The sequence below is a fragment of the Oceanobacillus piezotolerans genome (assembly GCF_003665065.1).
GTDB classification, from domain to species: Bacteria; Bacillota; Bacilli; order Bacillales; family Amphibacillaceae; genus Oceanobacillus; species Oceanobacillus piezotolerans.
In genome coordinates, this window is record NZ_RCHR01000005.1 from 295,462 (window position 1) to 321,847 (window position 26,386).

The 26,386-nt window shown below is 39.3% G+C and carries 25 protein-coding genes; all 25 read left to right on the forward strand.

Annotation, left to right across the window (positions count from 1 at the left end; translation table 11 throughout):
* Positions 1 to 257: 257 nt before the first annotated feature.
* Positions 258 to 650 carry an ATP synthase subunit I gene (locus D8M04_RS15255; RefSeq protein WP_121524271.1) on the forward strand — a complete coding sequence of 131 codons (393 nt, stop codon included), beginning with the start codon at positions 258 to 260 and terminating at the stop codon, positions 648 to 650.
* Positions 651 to 708: 58 nt separating this feature from the next.
* On the forward strand, positions 709 to 1,428 hold the full coding sequence (gene atpB, locus D8M04_RS15260) for a F0F1 ATP synthase subunit A (protein ID WP_121524272.1): 720 nt from the start codon (positions 709 to 711) through the stop codon (positions 1,426 to 1,428).
* A 47-nt stretch (positions 1,429 to 1,475) separates the two neighbouring features.
* On the forward strand, positions 1,476 to 1,688 hold the full coding sequence (gene atpE, locus D8M04_RS15265; RefSeq protein ID WP_121524273.1) for a F0F1 ATP synthase subunit C: 213 nt from the start codon (positions 1,476 to 1,478) through the stop codon (positions 1,686 to 1,688).
* Positions 1,689 to 1,920: 232 nt separating this feature from the next.
* Positions 1,921 to 2,427 (forward strand): F0F1 ATP synthase subunit B, encoded by a 507-nt coding sequence (gene atpF, locus D8M04_RS15270; RefSeq protein WP_425464028.1) that lies wholly within the window; start codon positions 1,921 to 1,923, stop codon positions 2,425 to 2,427.
* Complete coding sequence (locus tag D8M04_RS15275; protein ID WP_121524275.1) at positions 2,424 to 2,969, forward strand: F0F1 ATP synthase subunit delta; 546 nt, start codon at positions 2,424 to 2,426, stop codon at positions 2,967 to 2,969. The genes atpF and D8M04_RS15275 overlap by 4 nt, the downstream gene beginning before the upstream one ends.
* A gap of 18 nt (positions 2,970 to 2,987) precedes the next feature.
* Complete coding sequence (atpA, locus tag D8M04_RS15280; protein ID WP_121524276.1) at positions 2,988 to 4,502, forward strand: F0F1 ATP synthase subunit alpha; 1,515 nt, start codon at positions 2,988 to 2,990, stop codon at positions 4,500 to 4,502.
* 133 nt (positions 4,503 to 4,635) lie between these two features.
* On the forward strand, positions 4,636 to 5,496 hold the full coding sequence (gene atpG, locus D8M04_RS15285) for an ATP synthase F1 subunit gamma (protein WP_121524277.1): 861 nt from the start codon (positions 4,636 to 4,638) through the stop codon (positions 5,494 to 5,496).
* A gap of 33 nt (positions 5,497 to 5,529) precedes the next feature.
* A complete protein-coding gene (gene atpD, locus D8M04_RS15290; protein WP_121524278.1) occupies positions 5,530 to 6,936 on the forward strand; it encodes a F0F1 ATP synthase subunit beta in 1,407 nt (468 codons plus the stop codon).
* 91 nt (positions 6,937 to 7,027) lie between these two features.
* Positions 7,028 to 7,426 (forward strand): F0F1 ATP synthase subunit epsilon, encoded by a 399-nt coding sequence (locus tag D8M04_RS15295; RefSeq protein ID WP_121524279.1) that lies wholly within the window; start codon positions 7,028 to 7,030, stop codon positions 7,424 to 7,426.
* A 461-nt stretch (positions 7,427 to 7,887) separates the two neighbouring features.
* Entirely contained in the window at positions 7,888 to 8,118 is a 231-nt protein-coding gene (locus tag D8M04_RS15300) for a DUF1146 family protein (RefSeq protein ID WP_187695459.1), read from the forward strand.
* Between the two features lie 112 nt (positions 8,119 to 8,230).
* Complete coding sequence (locus tag D8M04_RS15305) at positions 8,231 to 8,944, forward strand: YwmB family TATA-box binding protein (protein ID WP_121524280.1); 714 nt, start codon at positions 8,231 to 8,233, stop codon at positions 8,942 to 8,944.
* 34 nt (positions 8,945 to 8,978) lie between these two features.
* Positions 8,979 to 10,310 (forward strand): UDP-N-acetylglucosamine 1-carboxyvinyltransferase, encoded by a 1,332-nt coding sequence (gene murA / locus D8M04_RS15310; protein WP_121524281.1) that lies wholly within the window; start codon positions 8,979 to 8,981, stop codon positions 10,308 to 10,310.
* 678 nt (positions 10,311 to 10,988) lie between these two features.
* Positions 10,989 to 11,813, forward strand: coding sequence for a M55 family metallopeptidase (locus D8M04_RS15315; RefSeq protein ID WP_121524282.1), 825 nt, complete (start codon positions 10,989 to 10,991; stop codon positions 11,811 to 11,813).
* 66 nt (positions 11,814 to 11,879) lie between these two features.
* A complete protein-coding gene (locus D8M04_RS15320) occupies positions 11,880 to 12,812 on the forward strand; it encodes an ABC transporter permease (RefSeq protein ID WP_121524283.1) in 933 nt (310 codons plus the stop codon).
* A 2-nt stretch (positions 12,813 to 12,814) separates the two neighbouring features.
* The gene (locus D8M04_RS15325) at positions 12,815 to 13,765 is read left to right on the forward strand and encodes an ABC transporter permease (protein ID WP_121524284.1); all 951 of its coding nucleotides are present in this window, start codon (positions 12,815 to 12,817) and stop codon (positions 13,763 to 13,765) included.
* Positions 13,766 to 13,773: 8 nt separating this feature from the next.
* Positions 13,774 to 14,793, forward strand: a complete 1,020-nt coding sequence (locus D8M04_RS15330; protein WP_121524285.1) for an ABC transporter ATP-binding protein — start codon at positions 13,774 to 13,776, stop codon at positions 14,791 to 14,793.
* A 113-nt stretch (positions 14,794 to 14,906) separates the two neighbouring features.
* Positions 14,907 to 16,586: a peptide ABC transporter substrate-binding protein gene (locus tag D8M04_RS15335; RefSeq protein ID WP_187695460.1), complete on the forward strand. Its 1,680-nt coding sequence runs from the start codon at positions 14,907 to 14,909 to the stop codon at positions 16,584 to 16,586.
* A 96-nt stretch (positions 16,587 to 16,682) separates the two neighbouring features.
* The gene (locus tag D8M04_RS15340) at positions 16,683 to 17,615 is read left to right on the forward strand and encodes a S66 peptidase family protein (protein WP_121524287.1); all 933 of its coding nucleotides are present in this window, start codon (positions 16,683 to 16,685) and stop codon (positions 17,613 to 17,615) included.
* A gap of 379 nt (positions 17,616 to 17,994) precedes the next feature.
* On the forward strand, positions 17,995 to 18,939 hold the full coding sequence (locus D8M04_RS15345) for a C40 family peptidase (RefSeq protein WP_121524288.1): 945 nt from the start codon (positions 17,995 to 17,997) through the stop codon (positions 18,937 to 18,939).
* A gap of 24 nt (positions 18,940 to 18,963) precedes the next feature.
* A complete protein-coding gene (locus D8M04_RS15350) occupies positions 18,964 to 19,968 on the forward strand; it encodes an ABC transporter ATP-binding protein (protein WP_121524289.1) in 1,005 nt (334 codons plus the stop codon).
* A gap of 339 nt (positions 19,969 to 20,307) precedes the next feature.
* Positions 20,308 to 21,498: a stage II sporulation protein D gene (gene spoIID / locus D8M04_RS15355; RefSeq protein ID WP_246001280.1), complete on the forward strand. Its 1,191-nt coding sequence runs from the start codon at positions 20,308 to 20,310 to the stop codon at positions 21,496 to 21,498.
* Between the two features lie 561 nt (positions 21,499 to 22,059).
* On the forward strand, positions 22,060 to 22,995 hold the full coding sequence (spoIIQ, locus tag D8M04_RS15360; protein ID WP_121524290.1) for a stage II sporulation protein SpoIIQ: 936 nt from the start codon (positions 22,060 to 22,062) through the stop codon (positions 22,993 to 22,995).
* A gap of 294 nt (positions 22,996 to 23,289) precedes the next feature.
* Positions 23,290 to 24,297 (forward strand): AimR family lysis-lysogeny pheromone receptor, encoded by a 1,008-nt coding sequence (locus tag D8M04_RS15365; RefSeq protein ID WP_121524291.1) that lies wholly within the window; start codon positions 23,290 to 23,292, stop codon positions 24,295 to 24,297.
* A gap of 459 nt (positions 24,298 to 24,756) precedes the next feature.
* Complete coding sequence (gene spoIIID / locus D8M04_RS15370) at positions 24,757 to 25,050, forward strand: sporulation transcriptional regulator SpoIIID (RefSeq protein WP_121524292.1); 294 nt, start codon at positions 24,757 to 24,759, stop codon at positions 25,048 to 25,050.
* Between the two features lie 319 nt (positions 25,051 to 25,369).
* Positions 25,370 to 26,371: a rod shape-determining protein gene (gene mreB, locus D8M04_RS15375; protein ID WP_121524293.1), complete on the forward strand. Its 1,002-nt coding sequence runs from the start codon at positions 25,370 to 25,372 to the stop codon at positions 26,369 to 26,371.
* The last annotated feature ends 15 nt before the right edge of the window (positions 26,372 to 26,386 follow it).

The window sequence follows — 26,386 nt, forward strand, 5'->3', positions numbered from 1 at the left end:
TAAACTTACTTAGTGTGGGATGAGAAGGTTTTCAAGGGCCCAATTTGTTTTACGGTTAACTGTAATAGTACTAGAATACATAACATACCCTCTTGAAACAATCTCTCATGTCAATTCTTCATGTTAAAGGGAAGGTGTTTGCCTTTGCTGTAATGGATTAAAAGCAAAATCAACCTAAAACCCAGGCATTAGAAATGCAGAACTTAGAACCTATAAATCTTGTGACTTAAGTTCCTGTTTAGGAGAGAAGAGTAAACATGTCCGATTTTGAAAACATGATAATACGACAAAGAAAATGGATGCTCTATCTTTTAGCAGTTTTAGTACTTGGAACCGTTTTTACTAGTCATCCTCGTATCTTTAATAGCCTGTTATTAGGTGCCTCGGTTAGCTTTTATAATTTATGGCTTTTGCAGCACAAGACGAACGCGTTTGGAAAAACGGTTGCTGAAACTGGTAAAGCCAGAGGAGGTCTGGGTACGTTCTCGAGACTTGCTGCCAGTATATTAGCTGTTTTAATCGCGCTTCGATTTGAAGAAACCTTCCATATTATTGCGGTAGTTATTGGTATCGTATCTTCTTATTTCATCATGGCACTGGATGGAATTGTCCAATTCATAAAACACAATAAAAGTAAAAATCCCCAATAACCTTTTAGCAATATATATGGGATTCTTTAACGAAACAGATTGAAAAGGGGTGAAAAACTTGAATCATGAAGCTCCAATATTAAATGATGCTTTTGGAATTTCATGGCTTGATTTCAACTTAGCAAATGTGCTGATGATTATTGTCTCATCACTGATCGTTTTTATCTTTTGTGTCTGGGCAAGCCGGAAGCTCCAAATGAAGCCGACTGGATTCCAGAATTTTATGGAATGGCTGGTAGAGTTTGTGAAAGGAATTGTAAATGACACAATGGATTGGAAGACTGGCAAAGTTTTCTTGCCGCTCGGGTTAACCCTGCTTTTATACATATTTGTAAGTAATATGTTAGGTGTAATTACGAACGGGGTCGTTGGTCATGATTTGTGGTGGAAATCACCAACAGCTGATGCAACATTAACATTAACGCTTTCAGCTATGGTTATTGTACTGACACACTTTTATGGTATTAAGATTAATGGAACAAAGAATTATTTTAAAACCTACGTTAGTCCAATGCCGGTAATGTTGCCATTTAAGATAATTGAAGAATTTACAAACACATTAACACTAGGTCTTCGTCTATTTGGTAACGTTTATGCTGGGGAAGTGTTGTTAGCATTACTAGTCAGCTTAATAGCATCTGGCGGGCTTGGTTTAATTGGAGTCATTCCAATGGTTGCTTGGCAGGCATTTAGTACCTTTATCGGTGCTATCCAGGCATATGTATTTGTTATGTTAACAATGGTATACATGTCTCACAAAGTGAGCAGTGACCATTAAATAATAATAAAAACTTAAGTTTTATAATAAAAAGGAGGAAATAAAGAATGGAAGTATTAGCAGCAGCAATTGCAATCGGATTAGCGGCACTAGGTGCTGGTCTTGGTAACGGTATGATCGTAAGTAAAACAGTTGAAGGTATTGCACGTCAACCAGAATTAAGAGGTCCACTACAAGGTACAATGTTTATCGGGGTAGCACTAGTAGAGGCGATTCCTATTATCGCAGCAGTTATTGCATTCATGGCTATTTTTATGTAATTTACGTCTTGTATGGTTTGAAAAGGAGGACACAAAGGTTTTCCCTTTTTCCTTCCTTTTTAAACTACCTTTAAGATGGCGAAGTTCATTTTAATGAAATCTTCGCCATTGCTTTATGCCTATTTGAATAAATAGGACTGAAACAAAACCAAATTTTAATAACCTTATCATACTTATAGCGTGAACAGTTACTGTGAAAGGAGTGGAATCCGTGCAATCATATATTGGCTTTATGACACTTGGTGCAAGTGTAGGGGGCTTTCGCTTAGGCGATATGCTAATTCAATTAGCAACATTCCTCATCTTACTTATTCTATTGAAGAAGTACGCTTGGGGACCTCTAATGAATATGATGCAAAAACGTGAAGAATATGTCGCTGGAGAAATTGATGCTGCTGAAAAGAGCCGTAAAGAAGCAGAAACAGCGGCGAAGGAAGCACAAGCTCAATTGCTTCAAGTGAAGCAGGAAGCACAGAAAATGATCGAAGACGCGAAAAATGCAGGCGTCAAGCAAGAACAAGATATTATCGAAACGGCGCGTAAAGAAGCAGAACGAATCAAGCTTCAGGCTCAAGCTGAGATTCAAAATGAGAAAGAACTTGCCATTCAAGCGCTTCAATCACAAGTTGCTTCACTATCCGTCCTTATTGCCAGCAAGGTAATTGAGAAGGAAATCTCGGAACAAGATCAAGAGAAATTAATCAATGAATATATCAAAGAGGTAGGAGAAGAGCGATGAGTGATCAAGTAGTTGCTAAACGATACGCAGATGCTCTTTTCGTACTTGGACAAGAAAAGTTAAGCTTAGATAAGTTTGTTGAAGAATTTAAGGTTGTTCGTCAGATTTTTGAAGATAATGAAAAATTAAATACATTCTTATTCCATCCTGGAATTAACAAAGAACAGAAGAAACTGCTTTTAACAGAAGCGTTTCAAGGGATGCACCAGGATGTAGTAAATACATTAAAACTACTCGTTGATCGTCACCGCACGGAACTCATTCCGTCCATTATTGATCATTTTGTACAAGTAGTGAATGATGCAAAAGGTATTGCAGAAGCTTATGTATATTCTGTTCGTGAGCTAACGGGTGATGAAAAGGTGCATTTAAAAGCAGCTTTTACAAAACGTTTAAACAAGGGCTCAATTCAATTTACGAATATTGTCGATCCTACATTAATCGGTGGTGTGAAAATCCGCATCGGAAATACGATTTATGATGGCTCGGTAAGTGGTAAATTAAAACGAATTGAACGGAATATCGGTACTGCAAACAATTGATGATAGGGGTGAAAGGCTATGAGCATTAATGCTGAAGAAATCAGCACACTGATAAAACAGCAAATCGCTAATTACGATGCTAGTTTAGAAGTTAGTGATGTTGGAACAGTTATTGAAGTTGGGGACGGTATCGCACGTGCGCACGGTCTTGACAACGCAATGGCTGGTGAGTTACTTGAATTTTCCAACGGTGTAATGGGACTTGCACAAAACCTGGAAGAATCGAACGTTGGTATCGTTATCTTAGGGCCTTATACAGGTATTAAAGAAGGCGATGAAGTTCGTCGTACAGGGCGCATTATGCAAGTACCAGTTGGTGAAAGTCTTTTAGGACGTGTGGTAAATCCTCTAGGACAGCCAATCGATGGAAAAGGACCAATCGAAACGACAAAATCACGCCCAATTGAATCACCTGCTCCAGGTGTAATGGATCGTAAATCGGTTGATGAGCCACTGCAAACTGGTATTAAGGCGATTGATGCGCTTGTACCAATTGGACGTGGACAGCGTGAGTTGATTATCGGAGACCGTCAAACAGGGAAAACAACTCTTGCAGTAGATACGATCATCAATCAAAAAGATCAGGATATGATTTGTATCTATGTTGCAATTGGACAAAAAGAATCTACGGTTCGTGGAACAGTTGAAACGTTCCGTAAATATGGTGCGCTTGATTACACGATCGTTGTGACTGCTGGTGCATCTGACCCGGCTCCGTTATTATACCTTGCTCCGTATGCTGGTGTAGCAATGGGTGAAGAATTTATGTATAACGGAAAACATGTTCTTGTGGTATATGATGACTTATCCAAACAGGCGGTTGCTTACCGTGAGCTTTCCTTGCTATTACGTCGACCACCAGGTCGTGAAGCATTCCCAGGGGATGTATTCTACTTGCACTCACGTCTCTTAGAGCGTGCTGCGAAGTTAAGTGATGCAAGAGGCGGCGGTTCATTAACTGCACTTCCTTTCGTTGAAACTCAAGCAGGAGATATTGGGGCTTACATCCCAACAAACGTAATCTCGATTACGGATGGACAGATTTTCTTACAATCTGACTTATTCTTCTCAGGTGTTCGTCCTGCAATTAACGCTGGTCTGTCTGTATCCCGTGTAGGTGGAGCAGCACAGATTAAAGCAATGAAGAAGGTTGCAGGTACACTGCGTCTGGACTTAGCATCTTATCGTGAACTAGAAGCGTTCTCTCAATTTGGTTCAGATCTTGATAAAGCAACACAGGCTAAACTGAATCGTGGACAACGTACAGTAGAAGTACTGAAACAAGGATTGCATAAACCATTAGCAGTTGAAAAACAGGTAATGATTATTTATGCATTAACAAAAGGTTTCTTAGATGATATTCCTGTAGAAGATGTTCTGCGTTTTGAAAGTGAAATGAATGTATGGTTAGACTCTAACCGTCCAGAACTTCTAACATCTATTCGTGAAACTGGTGGATTACCAGATGCCAAGGATATGAATGATGCAATCGAATCATTTAAGAAAACATTCTTACCATCTGAAAGCAAATAATAGTGGTGAGGTGTTCGTGCAGTCGGGACACTCACTCCTTACTTGATATATTTTCTAGAGAAAATGATGGAGGAGAATATATATACTCATATTTCTCCTCTTACCTCTGCTAAGAAAGTGTGGTGAAAGAAGCTTGGCATCACTTAGAGATATTAAGAAACGAATTGATTCAACGAAGAAAACAAGAAAAATTACATCAGCTATGCAATTAGTATCTGCATCGAAAATGAACAAAGCAGAACAAAACGCAAAAGGCTATGTACCTTACAGCGAGAAAATGCAAGAGGTCGTTGCAAACATCGCAAATAGTAATCCAGATGTATCGCATCCGATGCTAGAGAAGCGAAAAGTTAAAAAGACTGGCTATTTAATTATTACTTCTGATCGCGGATTAGTTGGAGCATACAACAGTCATGTTTTAAAGCTGTTGCAGCAAACTATCCAAGAACGTCACCAATCTCCTGATGAATATACAGTTATTGTATTGGGACGTAAAGGCTATGACTATTGCAGAAAACGGGATATTCCAATTACGAATAGTATACTAGGGATAGCAGACCACCCACAGTTTTCGGATATTAAGGATCTAGCAAAGGAAGCTGTCCAGCTTTATAGTGATGAAGAAATTGATGAACTTAACATTATTTATAATCACTATGTAAGTGCGATATCCCAAAAGCCGACGATTAACAAACTTTTACCAATTGAGAATTTACATGAGCATAATGGAACAACTGCTGATTATGAATATGAACCAAACCAAGAAGAAATTTTAAAAGTATTATTACCATTATATGCTGAAAGTTTAATTTTTGGAGCATTATTAGATGGAAAAGCGAGCGAACACGCAGCAAGTATGACGGCAATGAGAAGTGCTACGGATAATGCCGGAGAGCTAATTGATGATTTAACTCTTACATATAACCGTGCACGTCAAGCTGCGATTACACAACAAATCACTGAAATCAGTGGCGGTGCAGCAGCACTGGAATAGCTCCTTAACACTAGAAAGTAGGAGGGAAATCTTTTGAGCAAAGGACATGTGACACAAGTTACAGGGCCTGTTGTTGATGTTAAATTCAGCGACGGCACCTTACCAAATGTATATGATGCATTAACTGTTCGTATTGAGTCAGATGCTGCGGAAAGTACAGAACTAACATTAGAAGTTGCACTTCAGCTTGGCGACAATACAGTTCGTACAATTGCGATGGCTTCCACTGACGGTCTAAAGCGTGGAGCAGAAGTAACGAATTTAGCGAGACCTATCTCCGTACCAGTTGGAGATGCTACACTAGGTCGTGTATTTAATGTATTAGGTGATAACATTGATTTAGATGAGCCAATTGCATCGGATGTTCGCAGAGATCCGATTCACCGTGAACCACCTAAGTTTGAAAACCTATCAACAGAAACTGAAATTCTTGAAACAGGAATTAAAGTAGTAGACTTATTAGCTCCTTATATAAAAGGTGGTAAAATTGGTCTGTTTGGTGGTGCGGGTGTAGGTAAAACCGTATTAATCCAAGAATTAATCAATAATATCGCTCAAGAACATGGTGGTATTTCTGTATTCGCGGGTGTAGGAGAACGTACACGTGAAGGAAATGACCTTTACTATGAGATGAGCGACTCTGGCGTTATTAAGAAAACTGCCATGGTATTCGGACAGATGAATGAGCCGCCTGGTGCACGTATGCGTGTAGCACTTACAGGTCTTACAATGGCGGAATACTTCCGTGATGAACAAGGCCAGGACGTTCTATTGTTTATCGACAACATCTTCCGTTTCACGCAAGCAGGTTCAGAGGTATCAGCACTTCTAGGGCGTATGCCTTCTGCCGTTGGTTATCAGCCAACACTTGCAACTGAAATGGGTCAATTACAGGAGCGTATCACTTCAACAGATAAAGGTTCAGTAACATCTATTCAGGCTATCTATGTACCTGCCGATGACTATACTGACCCAGCTCCAGCAACAACATTTGCACACTTGGATGCTACAACTAACCTTGAACGTAGTCTATCTGAGCAAGGTATCTACCCAGCAGTAGATCCACTGGCATCTACATCTCGTGCTCTTGATCCGGAAATTGTTGGAGAAGAGCATTACAAAGTAGCAATCGAAGTACAACAAATTCTTCAACGCTATAGAGAATTACAAGATATCATCGCAATCTTAGGTATGGACGAATTAGGTGACGAAGATAAACTAGTCGTTGCTCGTGCTCGACGTATCCAATTCTTCCTATCTCAAAACTTCCACGTAGCGGAACAGTTTACAGGACAACCAGGATCATACGTACCAGTAGCTGAAACGGTAAAAGGTTTTAGAGAAATTCTTGATGGTAAATATGATGACCTTCCAGAAGATGCATTCCGTTTAGTTGGTCGAATTGAAGAAGTAGTAGAGAAAGCTAAGACATTAGCATAATAAGAATGAAAGCACCCGTGTTAGGTAGGTCGACTTAAATCAATCAACGGCATCCTGCCGGGTGCTTTCTACAACTAAAGGAGGGGTTACATTGAAAACACTAACTGTGAGTGTTGTTACTCCTAATGGTCCCGTTTTAGAGGGCGAATATGAAATGCTGGTAGCGAAAGCTGAATCTGGTGAAATTGGTATTTTACCAAATCATATTCCTCTTGTTTCTCCATTATCGATTGCAGCAGTGCGTCTTAAAAAGGATAATGGTGATAAAAGCTTGGCGGTAAACGGTGGAGTGATGGAAGTAAACTCCAATAAAGTAACCATTCTTGCGCAGTCTGCTGAGAAACCAGAGGACATTGACGTCCAACGTGCAAGAGAGGCAAAAGAACGTGCAGAACGTCGTCTAAAGTCCAAGCAAGATAATGTTGACCACATGCGGGCTGAATTAGCACTCCAACGAGCAATGAATCGATTGAATGTTGTAAGTAAATAAAGTGAATCACAATCAGTAAAGGTATAGACATATGAATCGTAAGTCATGCAGACGAACGCATAATAGGATGCCAACGTAGTCTGGGTTCTGATATCTTTTACTCTCTGCTCTACATGCAGGATAAAAAGAACTCTTATTTCTTTAGGATATAAGGGTTCTCTTTATGAGTATCTATTCAATGAGGTCTTGATTAAGTAAAGTTATCAAAGCTAAAAGTTTCATATCAAAATTAATCTTACAATCCTTGTCGATATTTCCCGGGTAATGATTCATCTTTCTACAATGTATGATAATTCTATGCTTTTTTAGCTTCTTTATAAGGAAGTTTTTATCGTTGGATTATGTCATAGTCCTGCTCATAATAACTTACATTTTCATTAATAAACAAAAAACCATTGTTGTTGACTTTCTGTTTTAATCATGTCAAAGTAGCAAGTAGTTTAATGAATAAGGTGGTTATTATGTTATCAATTGGTCAGTGGGCTTTAATCAGTATTTTTTCGCACTTCCTATTTGTTTACTTTACCTGGAGGGTTTTAATATCAATAAATATTGACCCGATTATCCGAAAAGGAAGAGTAACAGAAGCAAGGATTTTAATGTTCTTTCTTGCCGTTGCTGTTGGTTCAGGGGTAAGCCGATTTTTCCTCGATATTTTGCAATGGTCGGGAGAGTTGGTATATCTTTTTTAGGTTGCTTTCCACAAGGGAAGCATTCTACTCTCTATTAAACTAGTAACTTGCCAGTATATTCATAGATTCTCCTGTTCATACTAGAGATAGAAATGAACAAGGGGGAATTATAATGAAGAAATTATTATTCGTTTTTATATTATTAACTATTACAGCAACCACTACAACCGTTCAAGGTTCTCCATCTAATGATCTCCTGCAGTTAACACACTTTTACGAAGCTACAGATAGAGAAATTGATCAATGGCAAGTGATAATGAAAGAACAGAAGGATAAGCAGGAAATAGACAATATAATTAAGGAACTAAAAAATAGTTATAAAGTCACTAGGATAGAAGACGAAAATAGAATAAAATTGCAACTTGGGGACAGTCATAATTCTAAATCCTTTTCCGTATTATATAATGTTGTTCTTCCGAAAGATAACATAACACCTCCAGAGTTGATCGTTGTATTTGAAGGAACAAAATGGAGTTCAAAGATTAAAGGGGAATATGAGTTAGAGTTTGATGATGTCTTTATGCAATATTTTACAAGTAAAGGTAACATATTTTCGTGGCTAAAAGGAACGTCAAGTGATACAATAGATGAGGATGTATTCGTACAAGAATTTACAAATTATTACTACCCTCAACATATTACTACACAAGTTGACAAAACGAATCATTCTAGGATTAATAAGTTTGTGTATGGGTATATACCAACTATAAAACAAAATTTAGTCATCAATCATACTCCAGTTAATGTACAACTAGCCATTACAACGAATGAAACAGGTATGACAGAATACACGGTAGGAACACCTATCCTAATAAATGAATATTAATATAAGGAAATTGGATCTGAAGGAGATTTGAAACATGGAAAAAATCATCGTAAGGGGCGGAAAGCAATTAAATGGTTCCGTCAGGGTAGAAGGTGCTAAAAATGCAGTACTCCCTGTAATCGCTGCTAGCTTGATTGCAAGTGAAGGTAAAAGCGTCATTAAAGATGTTCCAGTTTTGGCTGATGTCTATACAATTAATGAAGTGCTAAGGAATATGAACGTACAAGTAGATTTCGAACCCCATAATAACACAGTAACAGTAGATGCTTCAAAGGATTTGATTACAGAAGCCCCATTTGAGTATGTCCGAAAAATGAGAGCTTCTGTGTTAGTGCTGGGACCACTTTTAGCCCGCTATGGCCATGCGAAAGTAGCAATGCCTGGTGGATGTGCGATTGGCTCTCGACCAATTGACTTGCATTTAAAAGGCTTTGAAGCCATGGGTGCAAAAATCCATGTGGGTAATGGCTTTGTGGAGGCTACGGTTGACGGACGTTTGAAAGGTGCTAAGATCTATTTAGATATGCCTAGTGTTGGTGCGACAGAAAACATTATGATGGCTGCTGCATTAGCTGACGGAAAAACAATTATTGAAAATTGTGCGAAAGAACCAGAAATCGTAGACTTGGCAAACTATTTAAACAAAATGGGTGCAAAGATTGTCGGCGCAGGAACAGAAACAATCCGAATTAATGGTGTGGAGAAGTTACATGGTGCAAACCATTCCATCATTCCTGATCGAATTGAAGCTGGTACATTTATGGTAGCTGCTGCTATTACAGGTGGAAATGTTTTAATTGAAAATGCAGTAGGTGAACACCTTCGTTCCGTTATTTCCAAATTGCAAGAAATGAATGTTAAGGTTATTGATGAAAAAGAAGGCTTAAGAATAATTGGGCCATCTCAATCCGAATTGAAGGCTACAGACATTAAGACATTACCATACCCTGGTTTTCCTACAGATATGCAGTCTCAAATGATGGCTTTAATGTTACGTGCTAATGGTACAAGTGTAATTACAGAAACTGTCTTTGAAAATCGCTTTATGCACGTGGAAGAATTCCGCCGAATGAACGCGAAGATGAAGATTGAAGGCAGAAGTGTTATTATGCAAGGGCCATCTGACTTACAAGCTGCAGAAGTTGCTGCAACTGACCTTCGTGCTGCCGCCGCATTAATTCTAGCAGGCTTATGTGCAGAAGGAAGCACTAGAGTAACGGAATTAAAACACTTAGATCGCGGTTATGTAGATTTAGCAGGAAAATTGGCATCATTAGGTGCTGATATTGAACGCGTAAATGAAGATGATAACGTAATGGTACAAGTTGATTATAAAAACAAACCAATCGTAGCGAAATTATCCTAATAAATATTTGTATTGTAAAACGGAGAAGAGGTATTTAATAGCCTCTTCTCCGTTTTTGCTTTGTTGAAAATCATTAAAGCGATATGGGAAAAATGACAGCATTAGGTCGGGTGTAATTGAATTTAAATATAGTATTTTATCTTAAATAAACCCCGGTAATGAAGAAAAGCAAAAAGAGAAGAGTCTCCTACCTTGAATGAAGGCCCGAAAGGAGACACGAGAAGCTGGAAAGGTCGCTCAAGCCTCGGATGAAAGCCCGAAAGGAGACCCGAGAAGCCGGAAAGGTCACTCATCCCTCGAATGAAAGCCCGAAAGGAGACATGAGAAGCCACAAAGGTCGCTCAAGCCTCGAATGAAAGCCCGAAAGAAGAACCGTGGAGCTACAAAGGTCACTCACGCCCCGAGTGAAATCCGACAGAGGATCCGTATACTAAAAATTCGTCCATCCTGTTAATAACCTCTCTTTATTAACGGAGTAAGTCGTTAATAAACAGCTCCAAGCTCATAAAAACTTCTTTTTTAACCCTCCAATACTTTCTATCAAAAAATAATATAAACCCCATACTTCATTTTATCCGTAATATTTCTGTCCAAACTCCTATTTTCTTTTAAGATAAGTCATGGTAATATTAATAAAATATTAGTAACAATTTAAATAGTCGAAAAAGGAGTAATTCAATGAAACTTTATCTCTCTGTAGATATGGAAGGTATTACAGGTCTACCAGACCACACATATATAGATTCCAGATTACATAACTATGAAAGAGCAAGAAAAATCATGACAGAAGAAACCAATTATGTGTTAGACGCTGCATTTCAATTTGGCTGTCAGGAGATTCTTGTTAATGATAGCCATTCCAAAATGAATAATATTCTGATTGATCAGCTTCATCCTGATGCCCATTTAATTACAGGTGATGCCAAGCCATTTTCGATGGTCCAAGGATTGGACGAGACTTACCAAGGTGCTATGTTTATCGGCTATCATTCGCGAGCTGGGACACCGGGAGTGATGTCTCATTCCATGATTCATGGGGTGAAGACCATGTATATTGATGACCATGAGGTCGGTGAAATGGGGATGAATGCGTATATTGCCGGATATTATGAGGTACCGATTCTACTTGTTGCTGGAGATGATAAAGCAGCTGCAGAGGCTGAGAATCTGATTCCTAATGTAACGACCGCTATAGTAAAAGAAAGTATCTCCAGATCAGCTGTAAAAAGCCTAACACCTAAGAAGGCTGGAGAACTCCTCACCGAAAAAGTAAAGCATGCCTTATTGCAAAAAGATAAAGTCAAACCTTTAACTCCACCCAAGAAGCCAACCCTCACGATTGAATTTAATAATTATGGTCAAGCTGAATGGGCGAATTTAATGCCTGGTACCAAAATAGACAGCATGAATCCAATTGTTAGCTATGAAGCAGCTTCTATGCTTGAAGCATATCAAGCAATGTTAGTTATGATAGAGCTCGCGTTCCAAACAAGGTTTGCCTGATTGAATAGATAAAGATAACTTTCATCTCTGAAGTTCCAATCGTAATAAGCGACAGGGGGTTGCATGATGCTTCGATATACATTAAAGAGATTACTTATTGCCTTCATAACTTTGTGGATCATCATTTCGATTACTTTTTTACTAATGATAAGTGTACCTGGTTCCCCATTTAATACGGATAAGACCTCCAATGAAACCGTACAAGCCAATTTAGAGGCCCATTATAATCTAGATGAACCTTATTTTATTCAGTATGTACTCTATTTGAAATCAATCGCAACATTTGATTTTGGACCTTCTATTAAACAGCCAAATCAAACCGTGAATGATTTGTTGGGAAGAGGCTTTCCTATTTCGTTTGAGCTTGGAATGATTACGATCGTAGTAGCTGTTATTTCAGGAATAACGTTAGGGATCTTTTCTGCACTCAAGCACAATGGAATAATTGATTATTTAGCGATGGGGTTTGCTGTATTGGGAATATCTATACCCAACTTTATTCTCGCCACTCTATTAATTCAAAAGCTGGCGGTAGATTATAGTATATTTCCAGTCGCAACATGGGCAAGTCCTTCGCATATGGTTTTACCGGTTCTTGCGTTAGCAACTGGTCCAATGGCCATCATTGCCAGGTTAACACGTTCTACGATGCTCGAAGTATTAACACAAGATTATATTAAAATGGCACGTGCTAAGGGGCTGTCCCCTTGGAAAATTACCATTAAACATGCATTAAGAAATGCGTTAATGCCAGTTGTCACTATTATGGGAACCTTATTGGCAGCCATCTTAACTGGAACTTTTGTAATTGAACAAATCTTTGCTATCCCTGGAATGGGCAAATATTTTGTAGAAAGTATTAATCAGAGAGACTATCCCGTCATTATGGGAACAACCGTTTTTTACAGTGCATTTCTCATCTTAATGTTATTCCTCGTAGATATCGTATACGGCCTATTAGACCCTCGGATTAAGCTGCATAAAAAGGGAGGGAAATAGGAATGAAAGCAGATAGAGATATAGAAATGAATCCAGCATCAATTCCGGATGAGTGGTTCGAATTAAAGAAGAAGGATGATAGGGATAGAGAAGGAATTGCCAGACCTTCGCTTTCCTACTGGCAGGACGCATGGAGACGGCTTAGAAAGAATACAATGGCAATGTTAGGACTGTTATTTTTAATATTGCTCGGAGTTATGGCTATCTTTGGACCGATGATGACACCTTATGAAGTTAATGTGCAGAATCTTCCAAATCAATATCAACCGCCGTCTTCGGAGCATTGGTTTGGTACAGATTCCGCAGGTCGTGATGTATTTACAAGAACTTGGTATGGCGCAAGAATTTCGTTGTTTGTCGGTCTGGTTGCTGCCCTTATAGATGTATTTATTGGCATTGTATATGGAGGGATATCAGGATTTAAAGGTGGAAGAACGGACAATATTATGATGCGAATTATTGAGATTTTATATGGTATTCCGAGTTTGCTAGTAACAATTCTTTTATTGGTAGTATTGGGGCCAAGTCTTTTTACCATTATACTTGCTCTGACCATTACTGGTTGGGTAGGGATGGCCAGAATTGTTCGGGGGCAAGTCCTGCAAATCAAAAACTATGAATTTGTCCTCGCTTCCCAATCATTTGGTGGGAAATCATCCCGTATTATAAGAAAGCATCTTCTTCCCAACACAATGGGACCGATTATTGTCCAAATGACGCTGTCTGTACCAACTGCTATTTTTGCAGAGGCCTTTTTAAGCTTTATTGGATTAGGTATTCAAGCACCATTTGCAAGCTGGGGTGTGATGGCGAATGATGCATTAGGAGCTATTCTATCTGGTAATTGGTGGACTTTGTTTTTCCCAGCATTTTTCATTTCCTTTACGATGTTTGCCTTTAACGTACTAGGTGATGGACTACAAGATGCACTCGATCCAAAACTAAGGAAGTAGGTGAATCATTGGAAAATATACTTGAGGTGAAGAATTTACACGTGACATTTTCTACTTATGGCGGAAACGTAAAGGCAGTAAGAGGAGTAGATTTTCATTTAAAAAAAGGAGAAACACTGGCAATTGTCGGGGAGTCAGGCTGTGGAAAAAGTGTAACATCCAATAGCATCATGCGGTTGATTCCTAATCCTCCAGGGAGAATTGTTGCTGGCAACATCTTGTTTAATGGGGAGGATCTTACAAAGGCTTCGGAAAAGCGAATGCGTTCCATAAGAGGAGTCGATATTTCGATGATTTTTCAAGATCCCATGACCGCATTAAACCCTACGTTAACGATTGGGACGCAGTTAATAGAAGGGCTGGTTCAGCATCACAAAGTCACAGCAAAACAGGCAAAACGAAAAGCAATAGAGATGCTTGAACTAGTTGGTATTCCTAATCCGGAAGAGAGACTAAAGCAATACCCGCATCAATTTAGTGGAGGAATGCGCCAAAGGATTGTAATTGCCATCGCTTTAATCTGTGAGCCGGAACTACTTATTGCTGATGAGCCAACAACGGCACTGGACGTAACCATTCAAGCTCAAATTCTCGAGCTTTTCATTAAAATTCAAAAGGAAACAGGCGTATCTATTATTCTTATTACACATGATTTAGGTGTCGTTGCTAAAATTGCCGATAGGATAGCAGTGATGTATGCAGGAAAAATCATTGAGACGGGAACGAAACGAGAAATTTTTTATGAAGCACAGCATCCCTATACAAAAGGATTGCTTCATTCTGTTCCAAGGCTGGACGCTAGAGGAGATCTAAAGCCAATCGATGGATCGCCACCAGATCTATTCTCACCTCCCATTGGATGCCCATTTGCAGCCAGATGCCCATTTACGATGGAGGTTTGTGATAACGTTTTCCCTGTTCAAACGAACCTATCCCATCATCACATAGTAAACTGCTGGCTTCAAGACCCGAGAGCTAAGAAAAGCAAAAGTGTCCGTATTACAGTAGATGGAAGGCAGCCAACGTGAGGTTTGCCAGCTTGGTGTTTGAGCTGTCAATGTAGTGATGTTCGTTCAAGTATACTAATCTACTTGAATTCACATAAGAAAACAATAGCAAATCTGAAAAGGGGGCAATTAAAATGAAAAAGTTTCTATTGCTTCTCCTATCCATGGTGATAGCAGTTGTACTTGTTGCATGTACAACAGGGGAAGAGGCGGGAACGGAAACAGAGGAGTCAGATTCAACCAATGAGGGGACAGAAGAAGGTACAGAGGGAAGCACAGAGAAACAAAGTGATGCAGCTGGTGAAAAAGTCTTGTATTTAAACAATGGAATAGGAATTGAGCCTACTTCCTTTGATCCGTCCATAGGGTTTGATCAAGCATCTTGGGAACCATTAAATAACCTAATGGAAGGATTAACTCGTCTTGACCAAGATTCTGAAGCAGGACCTGGGGTAGCGGAAAAGTGGGATGTCTCAGAGGATGGGTTAACCTACACATTCCACCTTCGTGAAGATGCAAAATGGTCAAATGGAGATCCAGTAGTTGCCGAGGATTTTGTTTTTGCATGGAAGCATATGCTTGATCCAAACACTGCATCCTCTGCCGCATTTCTAGCCTATTTTATTAAAGGGGCTGAAGAATATAATAGTGGCGACGGGTCAGCAGATGAGGTTGGTGTTACTGCTGTGGATGAGAAGACACTGGAAGTAGTGCTGGCTCAACCAACAGGCTTTTTCCTTGATGTACTGACTAACCCGGCGTTTTTCCCGATTAATCACAAAGTAGCAGAGGAAAATCCAGACTGGCATGCAGAAGCAGATACATTTGTTGGGAATGGTCCATTTATTCTAGAATCGTGGGACCATGATGTAGAGATGATATTCGCTAAGAATCCGGAATACTGGGATGCTGATGCTGTGAAATTAGATAAAGTTCATTTCTCTATGATTAATGATACAAATACGCAATATCAGATGTTTGAAAGTGGAGATCTCGATGTCGCCGTCATCCCTCCAGAAATGTCAGACCAGTTAATTGACGGGGAGAATGTCTTTATTGGACCATATGGTGGACTTGAATTCTATCGTTTTAACACGACAATGGAGCCATTCCAAAATAAGAAGATTCGCCAAGCATTTGCTTATGCGATTAACCGAGAAGATATTGCCGAATTTGTTGTAAAGAATGGTGTGGAACCAGCTTATGGATTTATTTCCCCTGGCTTTACGACACCAACTGGCGAGGATTTCCGTGATGTAAATGGAGACCTTGTTTCCTTTGATCCAGACCTTGCGAAACAGCTGCTTCAAGAAGGAATGGAAGAGGAAGGCTATGATGAGTTACCACCGATTACTCTGACATATAGTACCGGTGATCTTAATAAAGCGGTAGCAGAAACATTACAGGATATGTTTATCCAGAATTTAGATGTAGAAGTAACATTGGAAAACCAGGAATGGTCGGTATTTGCTGATGCACAGCAAAACCTGGAACTTCAATTCTCACGTAGTTCTTTTATTAATGATTATAATGACCCAGTTAACTTCCTGGAAAGCTTCGTCACGGATTCTTACATGAACCGTACTGGATTTTCTAGTGAGGAATATGATGAATTAATTACGAATGGAAAAACAGAAACAGATGAAGAAGCTCGCTGGGAATATCTCTCTGAAGCAGAGAAGATGCTGGCGGACGAGATGATAGCAATACCAATTCGTTACTACAATACGGTTGTTTTAGAAGCGGATGGGGTATCCGGAATTCTACGTCATCCAGTTGGATATTTTGATTTGAAATATGCAGATAAAGAGTAGTTTGAAGAAATGGAGGGAGTGTGCCAGCTGGTTCCTCCCTTCTTTTTATCGCAGGCCACTTATTGGAGTTTACTCTATGGTAAAAGGAGGATTTCTATGATTCTACCGGATTGTTTGAAAAAAGGGGATACGATCGGAATTGTTGCACCGGCAAGTCCAGCGAATATAGAAGATCTACAGCGTACAGAAGTCATGTTTGAGATGCTTCAGCTGAGGGTGAAATATGGTAAACATATCGGTGAGGTGAATGGTTACTTAGCTGGAACAGATGAACAGCGGTTGGCAGATTTTCATGAAATGATAGCAGACCCTGAGGTTAAAGGGGTATTTTTTGCTCGGGGTGGATATGGCACAGGACGCCTTGCATCTGATATAGACTATGAGCTTATCCAAAGAAACCCTAAGATTATATTAGGATATAGTGATATTACATTTTTACATACAGCTATTCGTCAAAATAGCAGCTTAGTCACCTTTCATGGTCCCATGGTGGCTTCTGATTTAGCCAAACCAACATTTGATGCTTACTCGCTATATTTACTTTGGAGACTTCTATTTAAGCCCTCTGAAATGATTTACAAGGAAAGGATGTTCTCCAATATCCCACCATTAAACGTTATCGCAGTTGGGGAAGCGCAGGGGCAGCTTGTGGGTGGGAATCTCTCGTTATTAGCAAGCACACTCGGCACCCCCTTTGAACTGGATGCGAAAGGAAAAATTCTGTTGATAGAAGACATAGATGAAGTGCCTTACCGTGTAGATAGTATGTTAAATCAGTTAAAGCTATCTGGTAAGTTAACTGAAGCTGTGGGAATCGTTATTGGTGATTTTGCCAATGCTGAGCCAAAATCTTCCTCATCTTTCACGTTAGAAGAAGTTTTTCAGGATTATTTCTCTGATTTTCATGGTCCTGTCCTAAGCGGCTTTAAAATGGGACACTGTCACCCTCATTTTCCAGTTCCATTAGGAGTGTCCGCTAGTTTGAGCAGTAAATCGAAAACACTCGTGGTGGAGCCTGGAGTGAAATAAAGTAAGTTTGCTGCTGTTTTGGCGTGACTAAACGGTTTATGGAGCAACATCTAAGTGACTTAGAGTGACTTTTTACGCAATAAGGGCAACTTTTTAAAGTATTTGTTTAACTTCTAATAGAATTGGAGCACTTTTAAAGTGATTAAGAAAAGGGGAGCAAAACCAACCGAAGAGCAAAACTAAAAAGTTGCGCAAACTCTGCCAAAAGTCACTCAAAACTTTAGCAGGTTGCTCCAATCCGAATAAAGCAGTGCACTTTCTCAGAGAGATGCGCTCACTCACCTAATAAGCTAAAACAACCATCAAACACAACTTACTAAACCATTTGAACAAACGTTTGTTTTAAAACATGATATGGAACAACAAAGGGGGATGCTGAATGTTCAAACAAACATTTGATTTATTTACCGAAGAGGAGATTTGGATAACGGCTGTTCAGGTTGCTACAGTATGGACAGAACCGACATCACCTCGTACATCGAAGGATCTGAATGGAACGACAAACCCAACGGATATAGATACATGGATAAAGGAAATGAGTCAGGAAGACCAATTAGCGCTGTGCAATGAGAATCGGGTACAAACCCAAACCTTGTATGGAGAACCGGTTATCGTTGAAGAGAGAACAGAAGGATTTGCTAGAGTCATTGTACCCGCGCAGCCATCTAGTAAAAATAAGCAAGGATATCCAGGGTGGATCCCAGCACAGCAACTAAAAAAAGTAAAAAAGGAAAAATTAGTGAGGTCTAAAATGGCTATGATTCGTAAAAAACATGCCAGCCTTTTAACACAGGATAAACAACCGGTAATGAAGCTAAGCTACTTGACACTTCTTCCAGTAATAGAGACACATCTTGATGAGGTGGAAGTTTTCACACCACATGGCAATCGTTTTTTGAAAAAAGAGGATGTGAGACTTTTATCAGCAGATGCAGGGATCACAGAGCGGAGTGGCGAAGGAATTGTAGAAGTGGCGGCTTCCTTCAGAGGGCTTGCTTATTTTTGGGGAGGGATGAGCGCATTCGGTTATGATTGTTCAGGCTTAGCCTATGCGACCCATAAAGCGAATGGTTATCAAATTCCTCGCGACGCAAGTGACCAAGCTAGACAAGGGAAAGAAGTATCTTTTGAAGAGCTGAAAATAGGAGATTTACTGTTTTTCGCTGATGAAGAAGGAAAAGGCCGTATCCATCATGTTGGCATCTATAGTGGAAATGGAGAAATGATCCACGCGCCGCAGGTTGGAAATGGGGTAGAGAAGCGAAAGTTAGCCGGAACAAAATATGAAAAAGAATTATGTGCCGCACGCAGGTATTGGAATTAAAAAAGGGAATGAGGGGAAGCCAGAATGGGAGAGAAAATATTAGAAGTCAAAGAACTTACCAAGCATTTCGATATGGGTAAAGGAAAAATGCTTCAAGCAGTAAATGAAGTAAGCTTCTCTGTCCATAAAGGGGAAACGTTTGGATTAGTGGGCGAGTCTGGCTGCGGAAAGTCAACGATAGGGAGAACCATCATGGGGCTCTATCAAAAAACGAACGGAAATGTTCTCTTTGATGGAGTAGATGTTCATACGCTTACAGAAAAGGGTAAATTTTCATTTTACCGGAGAATGCAAATGATCTTTCAGGATCCGTATGCATCTCTTAATCCGCGTTCAACGGTAAAAGAGATCATTGCGGAACCGATGGAGATCCACAACGTTTATACAAATAAGCATGAGCAATTGGAACGAATTTATGAACTGCTGAAAGAGGTTGGATTAAGCAGAGACCATGTCAATCGCTATCCGCATGAATTCAGTGGTGGTCAGAGACAGCGTATTGGAATTGCAAGAGCACTGGCCCTTAACCCGGATTTCATTATTGCAGATGAGCCGATTTCGGCACTTGATGTATCTGTTCAAGCGCAGGTAGTTAATTTATTAAGAGAAATTCAAATGCAAAAAGACTTAACCTTTTTATTTATTGCCCATGACCTTGCGATGGTTCGGCAATTTTGTACGCGAATCGGAGTGATGTACTTAGGCCACATGGTTGAATTGACAGACAGTGACAAACTATATGACAACCCAATGCATCCCTACACGCAAGCATTGTTGTCAGCAATCCCAATCCCTGACCCGGATATAGAGGAAAAAAGAGAACGAATTATTCTGGAGGGAGAATTACCAAGTCCAATCAACCCACCGAGCGGCTGCGTCTTCCGAACGCGCTGTCCGATGGCAATGGACATATGCAGTGAGACAAAACCTGCCTGGCAAGAGGTAGAGCAACAACATTATGTTGCTTGTCACCTTTATACTGGGAAGCATCAATACGATGAGGGTAAAGCGAAAGTACGAATCACCTGAACCGCGGGGAGAGAAGCCCTGCGGATTTTTTTATTTGCAAAAATGACGAATCTCCCACAAATGTGAAATATCGCTATCTATTTGGAGACCCGCCTATAAATTGAAAAAATCGATCATAAATCGGGAATACGACTTATATTTATAAAAAACGCTTATTTCCTTCCTGCATAAAGACGGAATGGCTCACCGTTTAATGGATAATCCCCTTTCTTTTGGAAACAATGTGAAAATGTGTTATCCATATCTTTCTTTATTTTTATGTTCTATCGAAAGCTCTTTCTGTATAGATTTATAATAGGGAAGCTAGATTGCAGCATATATTGGCAAAGGAGGAGAGCCTTGAAAAAGTACTCAAACACATATAAACCGGTAAAAGGATGGAAAAAGAAAAATGCGACCTTAATCAAGCAAATGAAGAAGAAACAAGCCCAACACTTATACGCCAAAAATCAAAAACCACGGAATGTAAAAAAAGTTGTCCCATTTTCACAGAATAAAGGACCTTATATACGTCCCAATCGTTCCAGATGGAGCATTCCTACCGTCGTTTCCCTTTCGAGTTTGATAACCATTATTCTAGTAATTCCGACCCTGATTGTGTTTCCTTTTTATGAACAGGGCGAAGAAGTTGCATCTCATGCGAAGGAAGTGGCTGCTCCAGTGGAAACAGAAACAGCATCCTCATCATTTGCTGTTGAAGTAATGCGGCATGCGACGGAAACCGTAGAGAATATTCCATTAGAAGATTACGTTGCTGGAGTTGTGGCATCAGAAATGCCTGCAACATTTGAGCTGGAGGCACTGAAGGCACAGGCTCTTGCGGCAAGAACCTATACGGTCAATTATCTGCTCCATGGAGAATCAGCTGAAGGATATGATTTAACAGATACAGTCCAGCATCAAGTCTATAAGAGTGAAGAGGACTTAAGGCGTGAATGGGGCAGTGAGTTTTCAGAGAAAATGAGCAAGATTAAAGAAGCGGTGAATGCAACAACAGGTGAAATATTAACTTATAATGACGCACCGATTACGGCTTCTTATTTTTCCACAAGTAATGGATACACAGAGAATTCAGAGGATTATTGGGAAAGTGAGCTTCCATACCTTCGAAGTGTGGAAAGCCCATGGGATGTCAATTCGCCTAAATTTCTTCATCAAGAGACCTTTACTATCGATCAGATTGAAACTGCATTGGAAATTGACTTACCAAGTGAAACGCCGCTTTATATTGAGGAAGCTCGAACAGAAGGCGGCCGTATAAAAGAAATCGGAATCGAAGGTCATACATTTACAGGAAAGGATTTTCGCAATAAATTAAACCTGAAATCGAGTGATTTTACGATTACCCAAAACAATGGGCATTTTGTCGTAACAACAGAAGGCTTTGGTCACGGAGTCGGCATGAGTCAGTATGGTGCACACTATATGGCCGAAGAAGGAAAAACCTATAAAGATATTATCGCGCACTACTATCAAGGAGTTGATATTAGTACCGTAGATGATACAGCTCCAACCCTCGTTGCTAGATAACGGGGGTTTTTTATATTTAATTTAAAAAGTACTCCGCTCACAGCTGGGATTACTTCCCGCAGCACGGCGGTCTAATCCGTAGCAAAAGGCAAATACCTGTAGCACACGCGATTTACACTTAGGAAATAGGAGAATACCGGTAGCACGGCGAACTTATCGGCAGCAAAGGGCAAATACCTGCAGTAAACGTAATTTACCCGTAGTAAATAGAAGAATATCCTTAGCACGGCGGTCTAATCCTTAGCAAAGGGCAAATACCTGCAGCACGCTTGATTTACCAGTGATAAATAGTAGAATACCTATAGCACTTTGGTATAATTCGCATCAAATTTTAAATACACGGAGCAAGCGCGATTTATCCGTAGCGAACAGGAGAATACCCGCAGCACAGCGGACTTATCCGCAACAGACATAAAAACCCGTGCCAAACTACATATACCAACAACAAACCTCTTAACATCCCCTATTCATTTAAAAAAATGCATAATTGGAATAAATTTTTTTCGTACGATGTATATATTTTCTCTTTTCTGATAACAATGTTGCTGAGGTGATGTTCTAATGAATGAAAACAAAGGAACTCCAAAAAATAAATGGAGTCAAATTTTCCGAAAGAAATGGTTTTTCCCAGCATTGTATTTAACGATTGCAGCACTTCTGTTAGCAGGTGTAATTTGGTATCAAAACATAGATAACCAGATTCCGGAAGCTACAGATTCAGAGCAATCAGAGGATTACGCACCAACGCCAAATGAAGAAGCAGCAGAGCCAGTAATTGAGCAGCAAGAAGTAATTCAAATGCCACTTGAAGATTTAGAACAAGCAGAAATCGTAACTAAATTTTTCGATTATAACGCATCACAAGAAGAGCAAGAAGCAGCTTTAGTATTCTATAATAATCGATACTATCAAAGTACAGGAGTGGACATTGCTTCTATAGAAGGAGCAGCTTTTGATGTATTAGCATCACTTAGTGGTACTGTTTCTGAAGTGAAGGAAGATCCTTTACTAGGCAATGTTGTAGCACTGACACATGATGAAGGCGTCGTTACTTATTATGCAAGCTTAGACGAAGTAGCGGTAACAGCTGGCGACGAAGTGAAGCAAGGTGAAAAAGTTGGTACAGCTGGTAAGAATCTTTTCGGAAAAGACAATGGCACACACGTTCATTTTGAAATTAGAAAAGATGGACAAGAAGTGAACCCAGAAAGCTATTTTAATCAGCCGGTTGGCAGCTTAAATAGCGAAGAGGGTCAAGAAGTAAATGAAGAATCGGAAGCAACTGAAACGGAAGCAAAAGAGGGAACAGAAGAAAAGTCAACTGAAGCTGAAGAAACAGAAGCATCCGAAGAACAAACAAATGCTGAAGAGTCTACAGATAACGAAAAATCAGAAGCAGATGAATCTACAGAAACAGAAGCAACACCAGATGAATCAAGCGATGATGAAAATGCAGATGACTCTAAAGATGAAACAGACAACACAGATAATAACTAAATATAGTAGTTAATGATGGAAACCCTAGTAATTTTACTAGGGTTTTTCTTACTGTAAGAAAAATTTTCCTAACAATATTATTAATAGTATCAGGGTTTTGTCTCAGTTATTTCTATTAATCCCGCATATTGTCGAACGATTTTTCTATTATTTTTAGAAGATAGATGCTAATATAAAAATTGTTAATTAATTTGGGGAAATAGGGGAGAAACGTTGTGACTAAACACTACATTTACCCTTTCTTAACAATTAATTAAAATAGTTTTCTTATTATTGGAAAGGAGAATAAGATTCATGTTATCTTCTAGGGTTTCGGTTGCAGAAGATTTAACGTTGGAGCAAGCCCTTGGAGAGCTTAAAACCAAGTATCATCATGATAAAGCGATAAACATAATGAGAGAATTATGTTTGGAATCAAGGTCTGATGATTTTATAAAAAAGGGAATGGAATTTCTCTTTATGAATGGTTTTTATGAGGATCTACAAGCTCTCATCAAAAAAAATTTAAAGTCAAAAGATGTTTCAGTTATTAACTGGGCTAAAACATATCAAGCACAGTTGGAACTTCACCACAAAGATAAGCCATATCTAGCGCTTCTCGCAGATTTAAATGAAATAAAGACAGCGGAGCCAGAGCTTCTTTTTTTAATGGAATACACGAGAGCAAAAGCTCATTATATTGGGAGAGATTATAATGAGTTGGCAGAATTTGTAGAGAAATCAGATTCCATGCTGAACTTAATCGATGACTGTTTCTTACTGAAAAACTTTCGTATCAGGGCTAGCTGCATGGTCTTGCTTTATACGCTTACCAGGAATGAGTTAATTATAGCTCGAAAGCATGGATATAAAATACTTACCTTAACAAGAAACCCCTCCATACAAGTGAATGTTCACATCCATTTAGGTTTGTCCTACACGTTTGAATCACATTACAAAGGCATGTACCATCTTAAAGAAGCTTTAAGAATCGCTAAGGAACACCATTTATCAAAGGAAGCGTTCATCATCGAGCATCGTAGTATCCCATTTTTATCTGCGCATTTTGGAGTAGTGGATAACATTACTACAACAGATAAAAGTGAGCAAGCCCATATAGAGATTGCCAAGGGGAATAATGATAAAGCTATTGAGATCTTAAATGAAATTCCACTGGATTCTCCCTTTAAGACGTATTATTTAGGAAAAGCAAAGGAAGACAAATCTTTATTGCTAAAATCATATCGAGAATTTATTCACAAAAATAAGGATTTCTTCTTTAGTAGACTGCCGTTAACTGAATTAAAGAAAACGTTTGTGTAACCGTTTCAATTTGTTCTGTATTCAAACGTTTGCATAATAAAAAAGGATGCCATGGTACCGACCCCTGAAAGTTACAGTAGAAATTCTAACTTTTGGAGGAAGCCCCTTGCTGCATCCTTTTTTACTCTGCTGTGAAAAAATACTCTTTGTCCACCCGATGGAAACAAGTTTTTTAATCATAATCTAGAGTCTTTGTTAATAAAATGAATACAAATCAGTCAATTGCAACATCTGAGGTGAGAGCTTGTGTGGCTGTTCGTAAACATGGGGGACGGGGAATGACAGCAGTTTTTTTGTTAATATTTACAGAAAATTCATATAACTATCGTTGATTTTACTTAACAGTATTTTATTCATCATTACATAAGGATGCATATAGCTCCTGTAAAAGTTGCTCTTAGATGATCACGCCGCAACCACATAAACACCTTTAGTGACCAACATAGGGAGGCGAACGGTGTGCACGATTACATCAAAGAAAGAACAGTGAAGATAGGCAAGCATGTGGTGGAGACAAGAAAAACGGTACGAACCATTGCCAAGGAGTTTGGTGTCTCTAAAAGTACTGTGCACAAGGATTTGACAGAGAGATTGCCAGAGATTAATCCTGAGCTTGCAAATCAAGTAAAAGAGGTTTTAGAGTACCATAAGGCGATTCGTCATTTACGCGGAGGTGAAGCAACAAGGAAAAAATATAAAATTGAACCCAAACAGGAAGAACAGGAAGAGAGCACCGTGAAACCGGTTGGATAATTAGTGTGCTAAAAAGGAGAGTCAGCCATATATTTAGGGCTGACTTTTTAAACGTAGTGATTTCCATAAGGAAGGAAAGTTCTTACTCCTGATTCTAACCATCTTATCTTAAGAAGATATATCCTTCATTGCCAATCATATACAGGCTATAATCCCCATCTTTATACCACTCTATATTGCAATCCTCTATGTTGTTATTTCGACAAAAATCTTTATTAAAAATGCAGTTAATTGTAGACTTTTGTGGTAAAATATAATATTAGTAGCATTGTGTTTTCGGACAGATGCAAGATAGTTATTCATAGGAGGATCTCGATACATGTTTTCTAGGGATATTGGAATTGACCTTGGAACGGCAAATGTTCTAATTCATGTTAAAGGAAAAGGCATCGTATTGAACGAGCCATCGGTTGTTGCGATGGACCGAAATACTGGAAAAGTACTTGAGGTTGGAGAAGCGGCAAGAAGAATGGTCGGACGGACGCCAGGAAATATTGAAGCAATACGCCCACTTAAGGATGGCGTAATTGCAGATTTTGATGTAACGGAGGCAATGTTAAGACATTTCATAAATAAGATTGATGCAAAAGGTTTTCTTTCCAAGCCAAGAATGCTCATTTGTTGCCCAACGAATATTACAAAAGTAGAACAGAAGGCAATTAAAGAAGCGGCAGAGAAATCTGGCGGGAAAAAAGTATACTTAGAGGAGGAGCCAAAGGTAGCTGCTATTGGTGCAGGGATGGAAATATTTCAGCCTAGTGGAAATATGGTATTGGATATTGGTGGCGGGACGACCGATGTTGCCGTACTTTCCATGGGTGGAATTGTTACCTCTGAATCCATTAAAATGGCTGGCGATAAATTCGACCTTGAAATTCTTCATTTTATTAAGAAAAAGTACAAGCTTTTAATTGGAGAGCGTACAGCGGAAGACATTAAAATTAATGTTGCGACGGTATTTGAAGGTTCTCGTTCAGAAGAAATGGACATTCGAGGCCGTGATATGGTATCCGGACTTCCACGTACTATCACTGTGAAATCTGCCGAAATTGAACAAGCATTGCGTGAGTCGGTATATATGATTGTGCAAGCTGCGAAATTGGTGTTGGAGCGTACACCACCAGAATTATCAGCAGACATTATTGATCGAGGTATTATTTTAACAGGCGGCGGTGCCTTGATGCATGGTATTGATGAACTGCTTGCAGAGGAATTAAAAGTTCCTATTTTCATTGCAGAAGAGCCAATGAACTGTGTTGCAAAAGGAACAGGAATTATGCTTGAAAACATTGATAAAATTGAAAGAAAAGGTATTATTTAGGTCTCTGTTTTTTTA